Consider the following 18,012-nt stretch of genomic DNA (forward strand, 5'->3'; position numbering starts at 1 on the left):
TTTTCACAATTCATTAAGTATAAAGCGCTTACATTTTATCTCTTAAACTTACTTTTTTGTTAATCTAGTAAAAGCGTATCATTGTTTGAATTTTCAATAAATATGAAATAACACGCATCCAATATAAAAAAATGAAACCCACACCAGTGAAAATGTGGGTTTCGGATCGTTATTATTAATAATAGTTAATATGTAAGCTTCTATATTTCTTGGGTGTCATCCCTTCTTTTTTTCGAAATGTTGCCACGAAATGACTGACATCATTAAATCCTACTGCTTTAGCCACTTCTTTAAGAGAAGCGTCTTTATTAGAAATTAACACTCTTTTTGATTCTCTGATTCTAATTTGGATCAAAAATGAATATGGGCTGATTCCAAAGGTTTCCTGAAATAAAGTATTTAAGTATTGGGGACTCACATTACCTTCTTCAGCCATATCAGGCAGCCCAATGTTTTCAGCGAATTTTTTCTCGATCCAGTTAACAACAGGATTTATCTTTTCATAGTATTGAGATAAAGAGGGCTGATTATTTATTTTACCGTATTTTTTTAATACTAAAATAAAATTATATAAATCCTTTGATAAATCGAGGCTAGAGCAATCTCTATTGCCTTCAATATTATCAATCATTTCCTTCATTACAAGATATAAAAGACCCTCTGTTGATTCCGTATAAAGGGCGGACTTATTTATTTCTAAAGAGGTTAGGATTTGTTTTGAAGCAGTTCCTCCAAAGGTTAAATACATGGTTGTCCACTGTGGTTGAAGAGGATAATAAGAGTGCGGTGTGAAAGGAGTAAGCAGTACCCCATTCCCAGGTTGAAGGGGCACCTCCTGACCTGAAAACAGTATCTTTCCTTCACCCTCAACCGACTGAAGCCAATGGAAATAGGGGTATCCTCTCTTCCTCGTAAAGTTCTCTTCAAAAGGATTATATCCTATGCTTTCGATAAACAATGGGAGCGTGCGATCCAGCGATGAAAAAACGAATCGTTTTTTTAATTTGTCCTTCACTCCTCAACCTCCATTCGCAATAAGTATAGTGCAAATTTAATCTCAGCCACTCAAATCCGGTTCACTGCACTTCAGGAGGACTTTTTTTTATAGCTTTAGCCTCCATCGAGCGAAGTTTCAGCTTGCCGTCATACTTTGCAGGAGTAGTCACCTTCCGCTCAGCTCAACTCACGTTTTAAAATAATTTGTTCTTAACTTTCTCCATTTTACAGTTTTGCTCTATTCTCTATTTATCATGTAGCCCGTTTTAAATTTTTGAAGTTCTCATTAAATGTTTCACACCATTAGGCATTGGCGTATTTTTTACTCCTCTTTTTATCCAATGCTTAGTTTTTTCAGTCAAGGCTGGACACCATGCATAAAATCCCTTCTTACTAAGCTATCGACTTTTCACAAAGCTCATGAGCTTCATAAGAACTATTCAACCAAGTGAGTTTTTTCAGTAACCTCCACTTCAATTGTCTGGCCGTCATAGATGACATCAATTTCTTCGACCCGAGCCCAAGGCTCTTCTCCGGTTGAAACCCCTTCTAAAAAGCAAATATGTGTTTCATTAACGATCCCAGACCAGTATGTCGAAACAAATATCCCCCATTTAAAATGAATTTTACATCTCTTTCTCTTACACCTCCAAGTCTGTTTTCTAACCATTTTTCTCCATCATTATAATAAATATCTTTCTTATATTTATCATGTAGCGTTCGAAACCATTGATATATAGGTTTTTTTAGATTCAATAGTAAGATATAAGAATATGAAAGCCATAGAAAAAGCCCCAATTGTATAAAAAGGGATCTTTTCCCATTTTATAGAATGGAGCTGGTGTTATTTATTCTGACTGAGGCAGCGCTAGCCTGTATTTGGCAAACCCGTTGGCAGCCTCACCTTCGTACTGAATTGCACTGTCCTCTGAAATGGCATTTACAGCCTCTCTCGCTGAATCAAAGGTTACATTTACTGAGCCCTCAACCGGTGCAAAGGTCCAGTTGCCATCCGCTGAAGGATCAATCGTTCCAAGCTCAACGATGTAATCAATGATTGCCTGGCGATTTTCATCCGGATACATTTCAACTGCAGTGTTGTTCCGGACACCCGGGAAGTTTCCGCTTGCACGGTAATTGTTTGTTACGACGATAAATTCCTGTGCCGGATCAATCGGCTCCCCGTTATACGCTAAATTTTTAATGCGGTTTGCTTCGGCATTTACGACCGCACCGTCTTTGTTGTATTTAGCAGGTTCAGTTACATCAATTTCATACGTAACACCGTCAATCACATCATAGTTGTAGGTCGGAAAATCTCCATTGATTAACTCCTGTCCGTCTGATGCTCCCGGGTTAATCTGACGGAATTGACCTGCTGACATTTCAAGCCACTCCTGAACATCAGCACCTGTTACTTTTACTGTTGCTACTGTGTTTGGATACAGGTATAAATCAGAAACGTTTTTAATCGCTATTTCCCCTTGAGGAATATAGGTGTAGTAGCTTGCTCCGTTTCTACCGCCTGCTTTAAATGGCGCTCCTGCTGAAAGCACAGGCGTGTTCTCATCTGCTGTACCCTGCAGCTGTTTTTCGATATACCACTTCTGTGCATTTGTTACGATCTGAATGGATGGATCGTCCTGAACCAATGCAAAGTAGCTGTGAATGTCGGCAGTTGTGGTTCCGACTGCCTGTCTCACATAATTGACGGTTCCTTCATGTGCTTCACGCACTGCTTCTCTCACTTCAGGATCCGCATCCACAAGGCTTCCTTCTGTTTGGGAGTAGATTGAGCGAAGGCTTGATTGAGCGTCTTTTACTTTCCAGTCACCCTTTACTTTTGAAAGAGTCAGGTCCATTACACCAAGCTTATTTCCCCAGTTTCCAGGCATAACGACCGGTACGCCGTTGATCGTTCCTTTTTCAGTATCAACACCTGGAAGGTCTGCAAATTCACCTGGAAAGCTAAGATGGCTGTGACCGGTGATAATGGCATCGACACCATCTACTTGTGTCAGGTTGTAGGTTGCGTTTTCTTCCATTTCTGTGTACTCCGCATCGCCAATTCCTGAGTGAGAAAGGACAACGATTACATCCGCTCCTTCTTTTTTCATTTTAGGAATAACTTCTTCGACCGATTTCACAATATCCCTGGTTACTACTTTTCCTTCTAAATGAGCCTTGTCCCACTGCATGATCTGCGGTGTAACAACGCCTGTTACGCCAATACGGATCACCTGGTTTGTGCCTTTTTTATCCGTCATTTTTTTCTTAATTACTTTATAAGGCTCAAAATAATGTTTATTATTTTTCTTTCCGTCGTCCTTAAATACATTTGCACTTACGTATGGAAATGGAGCATCGTTCAACACTTCATCAAGAAAATCAAGACCGTAATTGAATTCATGGTTTCCGACAGTGGCTGCGTCGTAATCCAACACATCCATTGCCTTAAATACCGGGTGAATTTCTCCCGGCTGGAGCGGTTCCACTTTTGCTTTGAAGTCGCCTAATGGGTTGCCCTGAATTAGATCGCCGTTATCGAATAATAATGAGTTTTTTGATTCTTCTCGTGCCTGTTTGATGAGGGTTGCTGTTTTGACAAGGCTGAATTCATTGGTTTCTGCGTCCTTGTAATAGTCATAGTTGTTAAGATGGGCATGGATGTCTGTTGTTCCGAGGATTCTGAGCTCGACGTCATGCTTGTCTTCCTTGTGCTTTGGTGCAGCGTCTGCTGGGTTTCCGAATGGTGTGGCGATCAAGGCTACTGCCATTGTGGCAGCTAATACTTTTTTTCCTGCTTGTTGCAAAGCCTTCTTCAAGGCAAACAGCTCCTTTATGTATAGAATAGTCATACTCTTCTAATTATAGAGAGATTTGCTAGATTATGAATAATCTAATAGGACCGAATTTCTTTACTTTTTAGTAAGGGATTTGTAAATTATGGGTAGTATTGCTTAGAGACTGTTTTGGGAGGAATGGGTGAATTTTTCTAAAGGAGTTGTGTTGATTTCCACTTCAGGGGGACGCTTTCCGCGGGGCGGGGCTTGAGCTAACTTGCTAACGCAAGTGGATCTCAAGCTCCCGCTTTATCCCGCTGGAGTCGCCCCCTTACGTTTCAATCAACTACTGGAGAATTTATTTGGGGCTTCAAAAAATAGTTTGTTATGAGCGAATTTTTCTGAAGCTTACAATCCCTTTTGATAGAACATATAAGCCCGCACAGATTAACGGGGGAAGCAGACAGTTTATTGATGATTTCCAACAGATTAAAAAATGTTTTGGACAGATTAGTCCCTTACACATGCGTCACAAGGAAAGAAAATGGACTGAAACACGAAACAGGAAAACAAATTGGTCTGAAAACGAGTGGATTCACTAAGTAACAACGTAAAACCACCATTTCTGGTGGTCTGTTCTTAGACAGGCGTCAGGGTAAAACTCTTGTTTCCCTATTTTTCTGTTCCAGTATATTCATTCACTGCACCAATCTCCTGCTCATGCACTCCCTTTCCTGCTTCACAAATGTAAAAATCAGGGGTTAATCCGGTTTGTTTTTTGTATTGGCTGTGTACTTCTTTTTGAAAGGCTTGGATGCTGTCTTCGAGGACCAGACTTACTGTGCAGCCTCCAAATCCTGCGCCGGTCATTCTGGTTCCGATGCATCCCTCTGCTTCTCTTTGGGTTTGAAACAGTGCATCAAGCTCTTGTCCTGTGACTTCGTAATCGTTCTTTAATGATTGATGGGAACCGATCATGAGTTCACCAAATAACGAAAGGTCGCCATCCTGGAGTGCTTTTTTTGCTTGGCGGGAGCGGTCGTTTTCAGTGATGACATGTTTCGTCCGTTGGAAAAGAAGGTTATTTTGAAGTGTTTCTTCAATTTCGGGCAGATCCTGGACATCTAGATTACTCAGGCTTTGGATGTCTGGCCGCTTTTGCTGAATATTTTTCAGGGCCTCCTCGCACTGAGAACGCCGTTCGTTGTATTTAGAATCAGAGAGGGTTCTTCTTTTGTTTGTATTCGTTATGACGATTTTATAGTTGCCGAGCTCTAAAGGAACATCCTCTGCTTCCATTGTGGATGTGTTCAAATAAATTGCATGATTTTGCTTACATAGACCGATCGCGTATTGATCCATAATTCCACTGTTTACACCGATAAATTCATTTTCCATCCTCTTGCATAATTGAGCGAGCTCCACACGGGAAAGGCTGGCGCTGCCCAATTTGGCGAGAGCATAGGCGGTGACCATACCAATGGAGGCGGAGGAGGAAAGTCCGGCTCCATTTGGAATCGTTCCTTCATATAAAATATCGGCGCCCTTTACTTTTACCCCTTTGGTTAAAAGCTCCTTTACGACCCCTTTAGGGTAATTGCCCCATTGATCATCGGAATCAAAGTCGAGCTCTGACAATGTAAACGAAACTGGCTGGTCAAAATTATTGCTGATCGCGTTAATCGTTTCGTCATCCCGCTCCCGAATCACCATATGTGTTCCAATGGTGAGAGCCGCCGGGAAAACAAATCCGCCATTGTAGTCCGTGTGCTCCCCTATTAAGTTCACTCTGCCTGGAGCAAAAAATAGACGTTTATTTTTTTTGGAAGGAGGAAATAGTTTATCAAATTCAGTGACTAACTCCTGTGTGAGAGCCATTTCATTCACCCCTATTAATAAATTTCGATTTTTTGAGATTGATGAAGACTTCTGTATTTCGCCGGCGTCATTCCTTCTTTTTTCCTGAAGGTGGCGACAAAATGACTGACATCATTAAAGCCAACAAGCTTTGAAATCTCTTTCAGTGAAGCGTTGTAATTAGATATGAGGTGCTTTTTTGATTCTCTTATTCTTATTTGGATCAGAAATGAATAAGGGCTGATCCCAAATGTGTCACGGAACAAAGTATTTAAATACTGCGGACTCATTTTCCCCTGCTCAGCCATTTCCGGTAGACCAATGTTGTCGGCATATTTCCGCTCGATCCAGTTCACAACCGGGCTGATTTTAGCATAGTACTGTGACAGTGAAGGCTGATTGTTTATCTTGCCGTATTTTTTCAGCTTGATAATGAAATGATAGAGGTCATTTGAGAATTCAAGTCCTGAAAACTCAGGCATTTTCTCCACGTTGATAATCATATTCTCCACTAGAGCCGCAAATAGATCTTTGTTTGTTTCTGCATAAAGCGCAGAGTAATTAATCTCCAGTGAATCAAGAATGGCATCCACGGCGGCACCGCCAAAGGTTAGATACATCGTGGACCATTTATCATTTGAAGGAGAATAGGAGTGCGGGGTAAATGGCATTAAAAGAACACCATTCCCAGCTTTTAAGGTACTATTTTGACCCGAAAAGGTAACCGTGCCTTCTCCTTCTACCGTTTGAAGCCAGTGAAAATATGGATAGCCATCAGGTCTTGAGAAGCTTAGTTCGTAAGGATTGTATCCAATGCTTTCAATAAATAATGGAAGTGTTTTTTCAAGCGATGTGAAGACATATCTTTTCTTTATTTCCTCCATCCCTTTTCACTCCATTTCTGTTTGGTTTTAGAATTTATACCTGTTCATTTGAAAGACCCGTTTTAAGTATTTTAAATCCATAAGGCTGCAGGACAACGGATTCAGGTACTGCATTACCTTCGATTAGATCCGTAAACTCTTCTTCAATCTTAATGGTTTGAGTGTCTGGTGAAAAGTTCATTACGAAGATAAAATCACTTTCCCCATCTGAGCGTTTTTGTGCTGTAACTCCGTGCGGAAGAGATGATTTCGTTACTTTTTGAATGTTGTTTTCCTCAACTAATGCACCAAGAAACTCCGTGTAAAATGGTTCTTTGTTTCGTGAGGCTTCATAATAAGCTTTCCCTTTGCCAAAATGGTTTACGGTCAAAGCCGGCCGGCCTGCGTAGAAATCCTTCTGATAGGAGGCTAGTGAAATGGCTCCTTCAAGATGAATCAGGTCGCAAAGCTCATGTGTTTCAAATTCACCGCTCAATCCAAGTGAATGGTCTTCTTCCATTTTAACAAGATTCACTTCCCCTTCATGCAGACTATCAATTTCTTCTGACCAGATGCCAAGGGTTTTACGGAGCGGTCCCGGGAAGCCTCCAAGGAAGCAAAGATCATTTTCATTTACGATGCCAGACCAGTACGTCGTAACAAAAACCCCGCCTTCCTGAACGAATTGTTCAATGCGTTCTCCTACACCCGGTCTCACCATATAAAGCATCGGTGCGATCACCAGCTTGTATTTTGAAAGATCACAGTCCATATCAATAATATCTACAGGAACCCCCATATCCCATAGCGGGCGGTAATGACGCCTGATTTGTTCCTCATAATGAATGCCTATATTTCTTGGTCCCTGGGCGTCCTTCATTGCCCAGCGGTTTTCCCAGTCAAAAATGATCGCAACCTCAGGTATTACCGTGGTCCCTACTATTTCATCAAGCCTTTGGAGCGTGTCGCCTATTCCTGCAACCTCCTGAAACACTCTGGTATCCTCTTTTCCGTAATGATCCACTACGGCACCATGAAGCTTTTCACTTGAACCCCGGCTTTTACGCCACTGAAAATACTGTACGGTGTCGGAGCCGTGAGCCACCGCCTGGATAGAGGATAATGCGTGCATTCCCGGCCTTTTGAGCTTACTTACGTCCTGCCAGTTTGTAGAGCTCGGCGTGCTTTCCATCAGCATAAATGGCTTTCCGCCTTTTAACGATCGCTTCAGGTCATGCAGCAGTGAAAACCAGGCTGCCTGCTCGCTGTCGTCTTTTTTGTCATGCCAGGTCGGATAGGCATCCCACGACACGACATCGATGATATCAGTAAATTTCCAGTAATTAAGTCCTTCAAAGGCCTCCATAAAATTCGTTGTTACAGGAAGATTGCTTTTCTCCTTTATCGGAGCCGTCTCGTGCTTCAGGAAATCAACGGTTTGATCCGTTACGAAGCGCTTCCAGTCCAAATTCATTCCATGAACAGCATTTTCGCCGTGAAGGGCAGGAGATTCGATTTGTGACCACTCGGTTAACGTATGACTCCAAAATGTCGTCCACCAGGCATGATTTAATTCTTCAAGCGTACCATATTTATCCTTTACCCAGCCTCTGAATGCCTCCAGGCAATAATCACAATGGCAGTCACCGCCATACTCATTTGAGATATGCCAGCCGATCACGGCCGGATGCTCAGCATATCTTTGGGCTAATTTCGTATTGATTGCCTTAACCTTTTCTCTGTAAACAGGAGAAGAAAAGCAATGATTATGCCGTGCCCCGTGCAGGTTTCTTGACCGGTTTGCGTTTACCCGCAGGACTTCAGGGTATTTTTCTGACATCCACGCAGGTCTCGCCCCGCTCGGTGTAGCTAAAAATGCATAGATTCCGTTTTCTTGGAATGTATCAAGGACACGATCCAGCCAGTCAAAGGTATGTACCCCTTCTTCAGGCTCCAAGGAAACCCAGGAAAAAATACCGACTGACATGACATTACACTTGGCAAGCTTCATCAGACGGATATCCTCTTCTAGAACCTCCGGATAGCTTAGCCACTGCTCAGGATTGTAGTCTGCCCCATGGAGCATGGAAGGGATTTTTGCACTGATCGGTGGGAACTTTTTCATTTTCATCACACTTCTTTCGTTAGAGTTTGACATTCATTACAGGAGCTTGAAAAACATTCAAGGACTTATGTTTTTTATCTACACTGAACAGGAGCTATAAATTTTTTATTCTTATGTTATATGTTAAAGCGTTTTCAAACCTTATGAAATATAAGATAGTGAAAATCGAATATAATAATATGAAACAAACCCTTATGTTTTTTCCTAACCAAAAATGTACGTGTTTTCTTATACTTTTATAATTGGATACACAAAAAAGGCATCCCGCAAATACGGAATGCCCTCTGTTTATTTGCTTTATTTTGTTGTGCTTTTTTCAGCGGTAACCGTGACGCCGGTTGGAACCTCGTGGTGGTGGCGGCAGCGGGGCTCGTACGCTTCTGATGCGCCTACAAGAATGACGGGGTCGTCGTAGCCTGCCGGGCGTCCTTCAATGAGGCGCTGGGTTCTGCTGGCAGGTGAGCCGCATACTGCACACACCGCCTGAAGCTTTGTTACTTGCTCAGCCAGGGCCATTAAATGAGGAACGGGGCCGAATGGCTCCCCTTTAAAATCCTGGTCAAGTCCCGCAACGACAACGCGGTAGCCACGGTCAGCAAGCTGTGTGACGACGTCGACAATACCATTATCAAAGAATTGTACTTCATCTATTGCAATTAAGTCAGCCTGAGCGGTTACCTGACCAAGTATTTCAGCTGATGATTCAACCGGTACGGCAATGACGGACGCTCCATTATGAGAAACAATTGCTTCCTCACTATATCGGTCATCAAGCTTTGGCTTAAATACCATGATATGCTGTCTGGCAAATTGTGCACGGCGCACACGCCTGATCAGCTCCTCCGATTTCCCTGAAAACATGCTTCCGCATATTACCTCAACCCAACCTGTTTGTTTCATAACGTACACCGGAAACCCAGCTCCTTCCTGCAGTTGCTTTTGTTTTGCCTCTATAAAGGGAACAGGGCCCTCTTACGTTTTATAAAGTATTGATCCATTTATCCCTGTCTATGTAAAAAAGAAAAGAATGATCTCCTTGTCACTCATTAGGCATCGGAGTCATTCGTTTTATCATTTGTGATATGCCATTTATTTTACGTCATTAAGCAAAATGGGACAAGAGCAAAAAAGGTCATGATTTGACAATTTCCGTCTTACTTTACCCTATTTTAGCCGTAAAAAAACAGGCAAGATAATCTTGCCTGTTCTGTTATTACTGTTGCTTAAGACCGTATTTTTTGTTGAAACGATCAACACGGCCATCCGCTGCTGCGAATTTCTGACGGCCTGTGTAGAATGGGTGACACTCAGAACAAACCTCTACGCGAATGTCTTCTTTCACAGAACCAGTTTCAAATTCATTACCGCAAGTACAAGAAACCTTTGCAAGTTTGTAATTTGGATGAATTGCTGCTCTCATCTATTTCATCTCCTTCCGCCCTGAACCATCTGGAACAGAGTAAGTACATTACTAATAGTATCATGCCTTAAAGTGCTATACAAGCACAATGCTTACATTATAGCAGGCTCTCAGATGTTAATCAATATGTGTCAGCTTATTTATTTCTTGAGCCGTTTTGGTGCGTTTTCATTTCCTCTGTCAGATTCTCAAAAAATTCATTATTCGTTTTTGACTGACGAAGCTTGCGAAGGAAACGATCAGCAAAGTCATGTGAATCAGACAGCGCACGGCGAATCGCCCATAGCTTGTCCAGATGGCCTGCCGGTACAAGTAGCTCTTCTTTACGTGTACCGCTCCGGCGGATATCAATAGCCGGGAAGATGCGGCGTTCTGCAAGGGCACGGTCAAGGTGAAGCTCCATGTTTCCGGTCCCTTTAAATTCCTCATAAATGACTTCATCCATACGGGAGCCTGTATCAACAAGGGCTGTTGCCAAAATTGTCAGGCTTCCCCCTTCTTCAATATTACGGGCTGCTCCAAAGAAGCGCTTAGGACGGTGGAAGGCTGCCGGGTCAATCCCTCCGGAGAGTGTACGGCCGCTTGGCGGAATCACAAGGTTATAAGCTCTTGCCAGACGGGTAATGCTGTCCATCAGGATGATTACGTCACGCTTGTGCTCAACAAGACGCATGGCGCGTTCAAGGACAAGCTCTGCCACTTTAATATGGTTTTCAGGCACCTCATCAAAAGTGGAGCTGACAACATCAGCCTGCACGGAGCGTTCAATATCTGTTACTTCCTCAGGGCGCTCATCGATCAAAAGAACAATCAGCTCCGCTTCAGGATGGTTCGTTGTTACCGAATTGGCAATTTCTTTAAGGAGCATCGTTTTACCGGCTTTCGGCGGTGCTACGATTAATCCCCGCTGTCCAAATCCTACAGGCGAAACAAGATCCATAATTCTAGTAGAAAGTGATTTAGGCTCTGTTTCAAGCTTGATCTGGCGGTCAGGATAAAGCGGTGTTAAGGCAGGAAAGTGGACTCTTTCCTTTGACGTCTCAGGGTCGTCGCCATTTACTGCTTCAACATGCAAAAGACCGAAGTAGCGTTCGTTTTCTTTAGGCGGACGTACTTTTCCTGACACCTTGTCTCCATTACGAAGATCAAAGCGGCGGATTTGGGATGCTGAAATATAAATATCCTCCGAGCTTGGAGAATAATTGATTGGGCGAAGGAAGCCGAAGCCCTCCGATTGAATAATTTCAAGAACGCCTTCCATAAAAAAGAAGCCTTCCTGTTCTGCACGAGATTTTAAGATTGAAAAAATTAATTCCTTTTTCGTCAGTTTACTATAATAAGACACCCGATATTGCTTCGCTAGCTCATATAATTCTTTAAGCTTCATATTATCAAGTGAAGACATTTTTAACTCTTCCATAAATACACCACACTTTTTATATTTTCTGTTCTCTAGCCATACTGTCTATTTGGTTGAATGATTAATGGGTAAGGGCATGTTGCTAGAAGAAAAGAGGTTGAATGGGAAAACGTTGAAAAAAACTGAAGATCGTTTGAGCCAATCCTATTTTACCTGTTATTTTGTTTACAAGCAATTCCTAATCGAAAATGAAAAGAGCCCCGATTGTATAGATCCTACAAACTCGAAGCTCTCAGCCCCCTGAAATACGATTAGATCAGGCTTTTTGGCATACTGAATGAAATATAAATGAATTATTTACCTATTTCCTGCGGGTAAATTTTCCGCATGACAAGGCTTGGCTTTTTCTTTAAGCATTTAACCTCTAGTACGGCTACTACTTAACAATTATTGATTTTTAACCTGCTCAAGCTCTGACTCAGACATCTCTTCCCGCCAAATAACAGCGCCAAGACCCGTTAATTTTTCAATCAGATCGCTATAGCCTCGATCGATATGCTCAAGTCCAGTTACTTCTGTAATGCCTTCTGCCATCACTCCTGCAATAACAAGAGCTGCACCGGCCCGTAAATCAGAAGCCTTTACCCGCGTGCCCTGAAGTGTTGCCGGACCATAAATAATTGCTGAACTTCCTTCGGTTTTAATATTGGCATTCATTCTTCTTAATTCATCGATATGCTTAAAGCGTGCTGTATAAATGGTATCTGTGATGAGAGCTGTCCCTTCTGCTTTTGTCAGCAGGGTGGTTAATGGCTGCTGAAGATCGGTTGGGAAGCCCGGGTAAACAAGCGTTTTAACATCCACTGAATTAAGTTTGTCCGCTTTGCCGATGTAAATCTCCTCGTCACCGACTTCAATCGGCACGCCCATTTCACGAAGCTTGGAGGTGAGGGATTCCATGTGAAACGGAATAACGTTTTCAACAGTAATTCCGCCGCCTGCAGCTGCACCTAAAATCATGTATGTACCTGCTTCGATGCGGTCAGGAATAATGGTGTGACGAGTTCCGCTTAATGACTCTACCCCTTCAATACGAATGACATTGGTTCCAGCACCCTTAATTTTGGCACCCATATTGTTTAACAGCGTCGCAACATCAATAATTTCAGGCTCTTTCGCTGCATTTTCAATAATCGTCTGCCCTTTTGCACGAACGGCTGCAAGCATGATGTTAATGGTTGCACCAACACTTGCTACATCCAGATAGATGCGGGCGCCAATCAATTCATCTGCACGAAGATAAATGGCTCCCTGCTCATTTGTTACCTTTGCTCCGAGCGCTTCAAAACCCTTAATATGCTGATCGATCGGACGGGGACCCAAATAACACCCTCCCGGAAGGCCAATCGCTGCTTTTTTAAACCGTCCAAGCATGGCTCCCATTAAATAGTAGGAGGCGCGCAGCTTTTTAACCCGGCCGTTTGGCAATGGCATGGCGACCATTCCTTCAGGTGAAACATGCATTTCTCCGTCGTGAAATTCCACACTCCCCCCGATTTCCTCCAGTAATTCCTTTAAGGTTTGTACATCAGAAATATCGGGCAATCCTTCTATTACAGTAGGTGAGTCAGCTAAAATAGTTGCTGGAATAAGCGCCACTGCACTGTTTTTTGCTCCACTCACTTTTATTCTTCCTGTCAGAGGGTGGCCCCCTTCAATCTTAAGCTTTTCCATCGTAGATGCTCCTTCCCCTATTCCACGAAAAGCGCTGTATTATCAGTTCTTTTTACAGCGCTTTTTGTGGCACCTGATCTCAGATGACTTTTATGTTAGTGTGCGCACTCTTCTTTCTAATCATGTGAAAGAAATGTGAGAATAGGTAAATTTTTTATCTCTGTTTGTTCCAATCGTTTAAGAATGCTTCAATCCCTGCATCGGTCAGAGGATGACTAAATAATTGCTTCAATACTTTTTGCGGACAGGTGGCAATATGTGCACCATTCAGCGCTGCCTGGGTTACGTGTTGAGGATGACGAATCGACGCAGCAATGATTTCAGTATCAATGCTGTGAAGTTCAAAAATAGTCGAGATCGTTTGGATTAGATCCATGCCGTCATGACCGATATCGTCTAATCTTCCAAGGAAAGGTGACACATAGGAAGCTCCGGCTCTTGCAGCAATCAGCGCCTGGTTTGCATTAAAAATCAGTGTGACATTTGTCTTGATTCCTTTTTTGGCGAATGCTGCAGTTGCTTTTAAGCCGTCCGGTGTCATGGGGACTTTTACGGTGATATTTGGGGCAATTTCAGCAAGCTTTAAACCCTCTTCGATCATGCCGGCCGCATCAAGTGAGATAACCTCTGCACTTACGGACCCTTCTACAAGATCGGTGATTTCTTTTAGGCGGTCATGAAATGAAATATTTTCTTTTGCTACAAGCGAAGGATTTGTCGTTACCCCTGAAATAATCCCCCAGCTGTGCGCTTCAACAATTTCATCCATATTAGCAGTATCGATAAAAAATTTCATATAATCCATCTCCCTGTTCGTGTGATTATTCAAATTTTCTAAATTCAATAATTAAAAGAAAGGACTGACCCAAAACAGGCATATTTAACAAAAGGTTTTCCCTTCTGTTGAACACCCTGTCCTTGAGCCAGCCTTTTGTCATTTGACTCTTTTCCTCATTTAACTAAGAAAGTGAGACGAATAAATTATGCTTTGTTTGAAGAACCGAATTCACGCATTTTTCCGGCAACAGTTTGCTTGATTGCCTCACGTGCAGGTCCAAGATACTTACGTGGATCGTATACTTCTGAATCGTTTGCAAGCACTTCACGAACCGCTTTCGCAGATGCGATTTGGTTTTCAGTGTTTACATTGATTTTTGCCGTACCGTAAGAGATTGCTTTTTGAATATCCTTAGTAGGAATTCCAGTTCCGCCGTGAAGTACGATTGGAACGCCAGCTTCGCTTCCGATTTGCTCCATTTCTTTAAAGCCAAGGTTTGGTTCACCTTTGTAAGGGCCGTGAACAGATCCAAGTGCAGGTGCAAGCGTGTCAATACCAGTACGCTCAACAAGCTCTTTACACTCGATTGGATCAGCATAGATTACGCCATCAGCGATAACGTCATCTTCCTGTCCGCCTACTACTCCAAGCTCAGCTTCAACTGATACACCTTTAGAGTGTGCGTATTCAACTACTTTAGAAGTAGTCTCAACGTTATCTTCGAAAGGACCGTGAGAAGCGTCGATCATTACAGAAGTAAATCCTGCATCGATTGCTTCTTTACATTTTTCAAAGCTTGAACCGTGGTCAAGGTGAATGGCAACTGGAACTGTGATATTTAAGTCTTCTAAAAGACCTTCCACCATTTTTACAACGGTTTTAAAACCGCTCATGTATCGTGCTGCACCTTCAGAAACACCAAGGATAACTGGTGATTTTTCTTCTTCGGCTGCTTGAAGAATCGCTTGAGTAAACTCAAGGTTATTTAGGTTAAATTGCCCTACAGCATAACCTTGCTCTTTTGCTGTGTTTAACATATCTGTCATAGAAACTAAAGGCATAATCGTAACTCCTCCTTAGAATTGTGCGGTAAAGTACACAGGGTACATCATGGATATAAAAAGGTATATCCACTCCGGCAACTATTTTCACTAGTATCATATCAAAAGAAACACCATTTGACTATGGTTGTTGCTTCGTTGTGAAAAGAAACACAATTCATGCTATTCCTACTATAGATTAGGAGAGCTGCAAATATTTCCGGACGACCTGCCTGATATCCTCGATGTCAAAAGGCTTTGCAATATGCGTAAGCGCTCCCAAATTTTTCGCTTCCTGGATCATGTCCAGCTCACCGTAGGCTGTCATGATCACAACACGGATATCCTCGCGCTGCTTCTTCATTCTTTTCAGGATTTCAATGCCGTCCATACCAGGAATCTTCATATCCAGCAAAACCAGATCGGGATCTTCATTAAGTAGAGAAAGAGCCTCATACCCATTTGCTGCCTGAAATGTTTTATACCCTTCTTTGTTCAGCACCTCATTTAACAAAATACGGATACCGAATTGGTCGTCAACGATCAATATCTTTTCTTCCACAGTCTCCACCTCTTTAGCTTGATTCCTGTTTTATTTTTAATAGAAATAATTTTAATTTTCTCTCTGTATTATGGTACATTCTACAAATAATGTACAGTTCCTTCTTATTGGTGCGAATAGAGTCAAAAACCGTATTACATTATTCGACAAAAGGCTGTTACACTTTTTAATGGAAAGGATTTGATCACGTGCTAAAAATGTTTACAACCCAGCTGACAGGCTTATTTTCCCGTCTTCACAGCAAGGAGGAAATGGCTATTGAGGATGCTGCACGTTTACTTGCCCAGGCAATTGCAGGGGAAGGGCATATTTATCTAAAGGGATTTGGTGAAATGCAGGGAGCTGTCATTGAGGCGCTCTATGGCGAGGAGCCGCTTAAGGGTGCTCTTGAGCTTAACGAGCCGGAGATTCTTGATCAGGCTGATCGCGCACTTATTTTTGCAAGGCGCTCAACCGATGCAGAGGCAATTAGTCTTGGACAGAAGCTGGCTGAAAAAAATATTCCTTTTGTTGTGGTTTGCGGAAAGGTAAAGGATGCAGAAGGCGATATTATGGAGAGTGCAGACATAAACTTAAATACACAGGTAGTTAAAGGATTGCTTCCTGATGATGAAGGGAACCGTTATGGCTTTCCTTCTCTGCTGGCTGCTCTGTATTTATATCACGGAATAAAATTTACACTCGACGAAATGCTCGATGAAGAATAAAAAAGGACAAGCCTCGGCTTGTCCTTTTTTGTCGTTTAAACGACCTTTTTTTAACTCACTAAATTTACTTTTCTAATGTAGCTTTTACAAAATCTCTGAACAATGGCTGTGGACGTGTTGGTCGTGATGTAAATTCTGGGTGGAACTGACATGCGACAAACCAAGGGTGGTCAGCAAGCTCAATGATTTCAACTAAACGTCCGTCTGGGCTTGTACCTGAGAATAGGAACCCTTCCTTCTCCATTTGCTCACGGTATTGATTATTGAATTCAAAGCGGTGTCGGTGCCGCTCATAAACCACTTCAGAGCTGTAGGCTTCACGTGCTTTTGTACCTCCGTCAAGCTTACATGGATACAGTCCAAGACGAAGGGTTCCGCCAAGGTCTTCAATATCCTTTTGCTCAGGAAGAAGGTCAATGATTGGGTCAGGTGTAGTCGGCATGATCTCTGCTGAATGCGCATGGGTCAGGCCAAGCACATTACGCGCGTACTCAACAGACGCAAGCTGCATGCCGAGGCAAATACCAAAGAAAGGCTTCTTCTTTTCACGTGCATAACGGATCGCTTCAATTTTCCCTTCAATTCCGCGATCGCCAAATCCACCTGGAATTAAAATTCCGTCAACGTCATTCAGTTCTTCTTCAATATTATCTGCTGTCAGCAATTCAGAATTCAGCCATTTCACTTCTACCTCAACATCAAACTGGTAGCCTGCGTGTCTTAAGGATTCTACTACTGAAATGTAGGCATCCTGCAGCTCAACATATTTTCCGACTAGAGCAATTTTTGTTTTGCCGGAAAGATTGCGAACCCGGTTCACAAGCTCGTTCCATTCTGTCATGTCAGGTTCCGGTGCATCAAGCTTTAAATGCTCACAGACAATGCTGTCCATTCTTTGCGCCTGAAGTGCAAGAGGAACAGCATAAAGTGTATCAGCATCTGCTGCTTCAATAACGGATCGCTCGTCGATGTCACAGAAAAGCGCAATTTTATCCTTCATGTCCTGAGAAATTGGCATTTCAGTGCGCACAACGATGATATTTGGCTGAATACCAAGACTGCGCAGTTCTTTCACACTGTGCTGAGTCGGTTTAGTTTTCATTTCACCAGCGGCTTTAATGTAAGGAACTAGCGTACAGTGGATATACATGACATTGTCACGGCCCACATCACTTTTAATCTGGCGGATCGCTTCAAGGAAAGGAAGTGATTCGATATCCCCTACTGTTCCGCCGATTTCAGTAATAACGACATCAGCATTTGTTTCACGGCCAGCGCGGAAAACGCGTTCTTTAAGCTCGTTTGTAATATGAGGGATAACCTGAACCGTTCCGCCAAGATAATCTCCGCGGCGTTCTTTCTTTAATACCGTTGAGTAGATTTTTCCTGTTGTTACGTTGCTGTATTTATTTAAGTTAATATCAATAAAACGCTCGTAGTGACCGAGGTCAAGATCTGTTTCAGCGCCGTCTCCTGTAACGAAAACCTCTCCGTGCTGATACGGGCTCATCGTTCCCGGGTCTACGTTGATGTAAGGATCAAATTTTTGAATGGTAACACTTAACCCTCTGTTTTTTAAAAGACGGCCAAGTGAAGCTGCAGTGATCCCTTTTCCAAGTGATGACACTACTCCGCCTGTAACGAAAATATACTTTGTCATGCTCTTTTCTCCTTTCGATGGTGCCACTCTATTTTTAGATCAGGCTTATAAGCTATAAGCCTTTCTTAAGTGCGGGAGTTTTATTCCTTTTTGTATCAAACTGATTTGACAAAAATCGAGTTTATAA

At 42.5% G+C, this 18,012-nt stretch carries 15 protein-coding genes; 1 reads left to right on the plus strand and 14 read right to left on the minus strand.

Features of this window, described 5'->3' with window-relative positions; all coding sequences use genetic code 11:
• Positions 1 to 175 precede the first annotated feature (175 nt).
• The 13 genes from C4B60_RS13900 to C4B60_RS13965 all read right to left on the minus strand — a co-directional run bounded on the left by C4B60_RS13900 (position 176) and on the right by C4B60_RS13965 (position 15,518).
• Positions 176 to 1,015 (minus strand): AraC family transcriptional regulator, encoded by an 840-nt coding sequence (locus C4B60_RS13900; RefSeq protein WP_104058628.1) that lies wholly within the window; start codon positions 1,013 to 1,015, stop codon positions 176 to 178.
• A gap of 417 nt (positions 1,016 to 1,432) precedes the next feature.
• On the minus strand, positions 1,433 to 1,666 hold the full coding sequence (locus C4B60_RS13905) for a type 1 glutamine amidotransferase family protein (RefSeq protein WP_104058629.1): 234 nt from the start codon (positions 1,664 to 1,666) through the stop codon (positions 1,433 to 1,435).
• Between the two features lie 178 nt (positions 1,667 to 1,844).
• Complete coding sequence (locus tag C4B60_RS13910; protein ID WP_245154004.1) at positions 1,845 to 3,773, minus strand: bifunctional 2',3'-cyclic-nucleotide 2'-phosphodiesterase/3'-nucleotidase; 1,929 nt, start codon at positions 3,771 to 3,773, stop codon at positions 1,845 to 1,847.
• 678 nt (positions 3,774 to 4,451) lie between these two features.
• Complete coding sequence (locus tag C4B60_RS13920; protein ID WP_104058632.1) at positions 4,452 to 5,657, minus strand: galactokinase; 1,206 nt, start codon at positions 5,655 to 5,657, stop codon at positions 4,452 to 4,454.
• Between the two features lie 14 nt (positions 5,658 to 5,671).
• Positions 5,672 to 6,520, minus strand: a complete 849-nt coding sequence (locus C4B60_RS13925; RefSeq protein ID WP_104058633.1) for an AraC family transcriptional regulator — start codon at positions 6,518 to 6,520, stop codon at positions 5,672 to 5,674.
• Positions 6,521 to 6,554: 34 nt separating this feature from the next.
• On the minus strand, positions 6,555 to 8,630 hold the full coding sequence (locus tag C4B60_RS13930; RefSeq protein WP_425331166.1) for a beta-galactosidase: 2,076 nt from the start codon (positions 8,628 to 8,630) through the stop codon (positions 6,555 to 6,557).
• Between the two features lie 291 nt (positions 8,631 to 8,921).
• Complete coding sequence (locus C4B60_RS13935; RefSeq protein WP_104058635.1) at positions 8,922 to 9,533, minus strand: thymidine kinase; 612 nt, start codon at positions 9,531 to 9,533, stop codon at positions 8,922 to 8,924.
• A gap of 304 nt (positions 9,534 to 9,837) precedes the next feature.
• Positions 9,838 to 10,044, minus strand: coding sequence for a 50S ribosomal protein L31 (gene rpmE / locus C4B60_RS13940; protein ID WP_104058636.1), 207 nt, complete (start codon positions 10,042 to 10,044; stop codon positions 9,838 to 9,840).
• Between the two features lie 136 nt (positions 10,045 to 10,180).
• Complete coding sequence (gene rho, locus C4B60_RS13945; RefSeq protein WP_104058637.1) at positions 10,181 to 11,464, minus strand: transcription termination factor Rho; 1,284 nt, start codon at positions 11,462 to 11,464, stop codon at positions 10,181 to 10,183.
• Between the two features lie 387 nt (positions 11,465 to 11,851).
• Positions 11,852 to 13,138 carry a UDP-N-acetylglucosamine 1-carboxyvinyltransferase gene (locus tag C4B60_RS13950; protein WP_104058638.1) on the minus strand — a complete coding sequence of 429 codons (1,287 nt, stop codon included), beginning with the start codon at positions 13,136 to 13,138 and terminating at the stop codon, positions 11,852 to 11,854.
• Between the two features lie 154 nt (positions 13,139 to 13,292).
• Positions 13,293 to 13,934, minus strand: coding sequence for a fructose-6-phosphate aldolase (gene fsa / locus C4B60_RS13955; RefSeq protein WP_104058639.1), 642 nt, complete (start codon positions 13,932 to 13,934; stop codon positions 13,293 to 13,295).
• A 185-nt stretch (positions 13,935 to 14,119) separates the two neighbouring features.
• Positions 14,120 to 14,977: a class II fructose-bisphosphate aldolase gene (locus C4B60_RS13960; RefSeq protein WP_104058640.1), complete on the minus strand. Its 858-nt coding sequence runs from the start codon at positions 14,975 to 14,977 to the stop codon at positions 14,120 to 14,122.
• A gap of 178 nt (positions 14,978 to 15,155) precedes the next feature.
• Positions 15,156 to 15,518: a response regulator gene (locus tag C4B60_RS13965; RefSeq protein WP_104058641.1), complete on the minus strand. Its 363-nt coding sequence runs from the start codon at positions 15,516 to 15,518 to the stop codon at positions 15,156 to 15,158.
• A gap of 188 nt (positions 15,519 to 15,706) precedes the next feature.
• On the opposite strand from C4B60_RS13965, the gene C4B60_RS13970 reads away from it, so the two are divergent.
• Positions 15,707 to 16,225: a DUF2529 domain-containing protein gene (locus tag C4B60_RS13970; RefSeq protein WP_104058642.1), complete on the plus strand. Its 519-nt coding sequence runs from the start codon at positions 15,707 to 15,709 to the stop codon at positions 16,223 to 16,225.
• A gap of 64 nt (positions 16,226 to 16,289) precedes the next feature.
• Here C4B60_RS13970 and C4B60_RS13975 read toward each other — a convergent pair whose 3' ends face one another.
• Positions 16,290 to 17,885 (minus strand): CTP synthase, encoded by a 1,596-nt coding sequence (locus C4B60_RS13975; RefSeq protein WP_104058643.1) that lies wholly within the window; start codon positions 17,883 to 17,885, stop codon positions 16,290 to 16,292.
• Positions 17,886 to 18,012: the final 127 nt, after the last annotated feature.

The organism is Jeotgalibacillus proteolyticus (genome assembly GCF_002926065.1).
In the GTDB taxonomy this organism is placed as follows: Bacteria; Bacillota; Bacilli; order Bacillales; family Jeotgalibacillaceae; genus Jeotgalibacillus; species Jeotgalibacillus proteolyticus.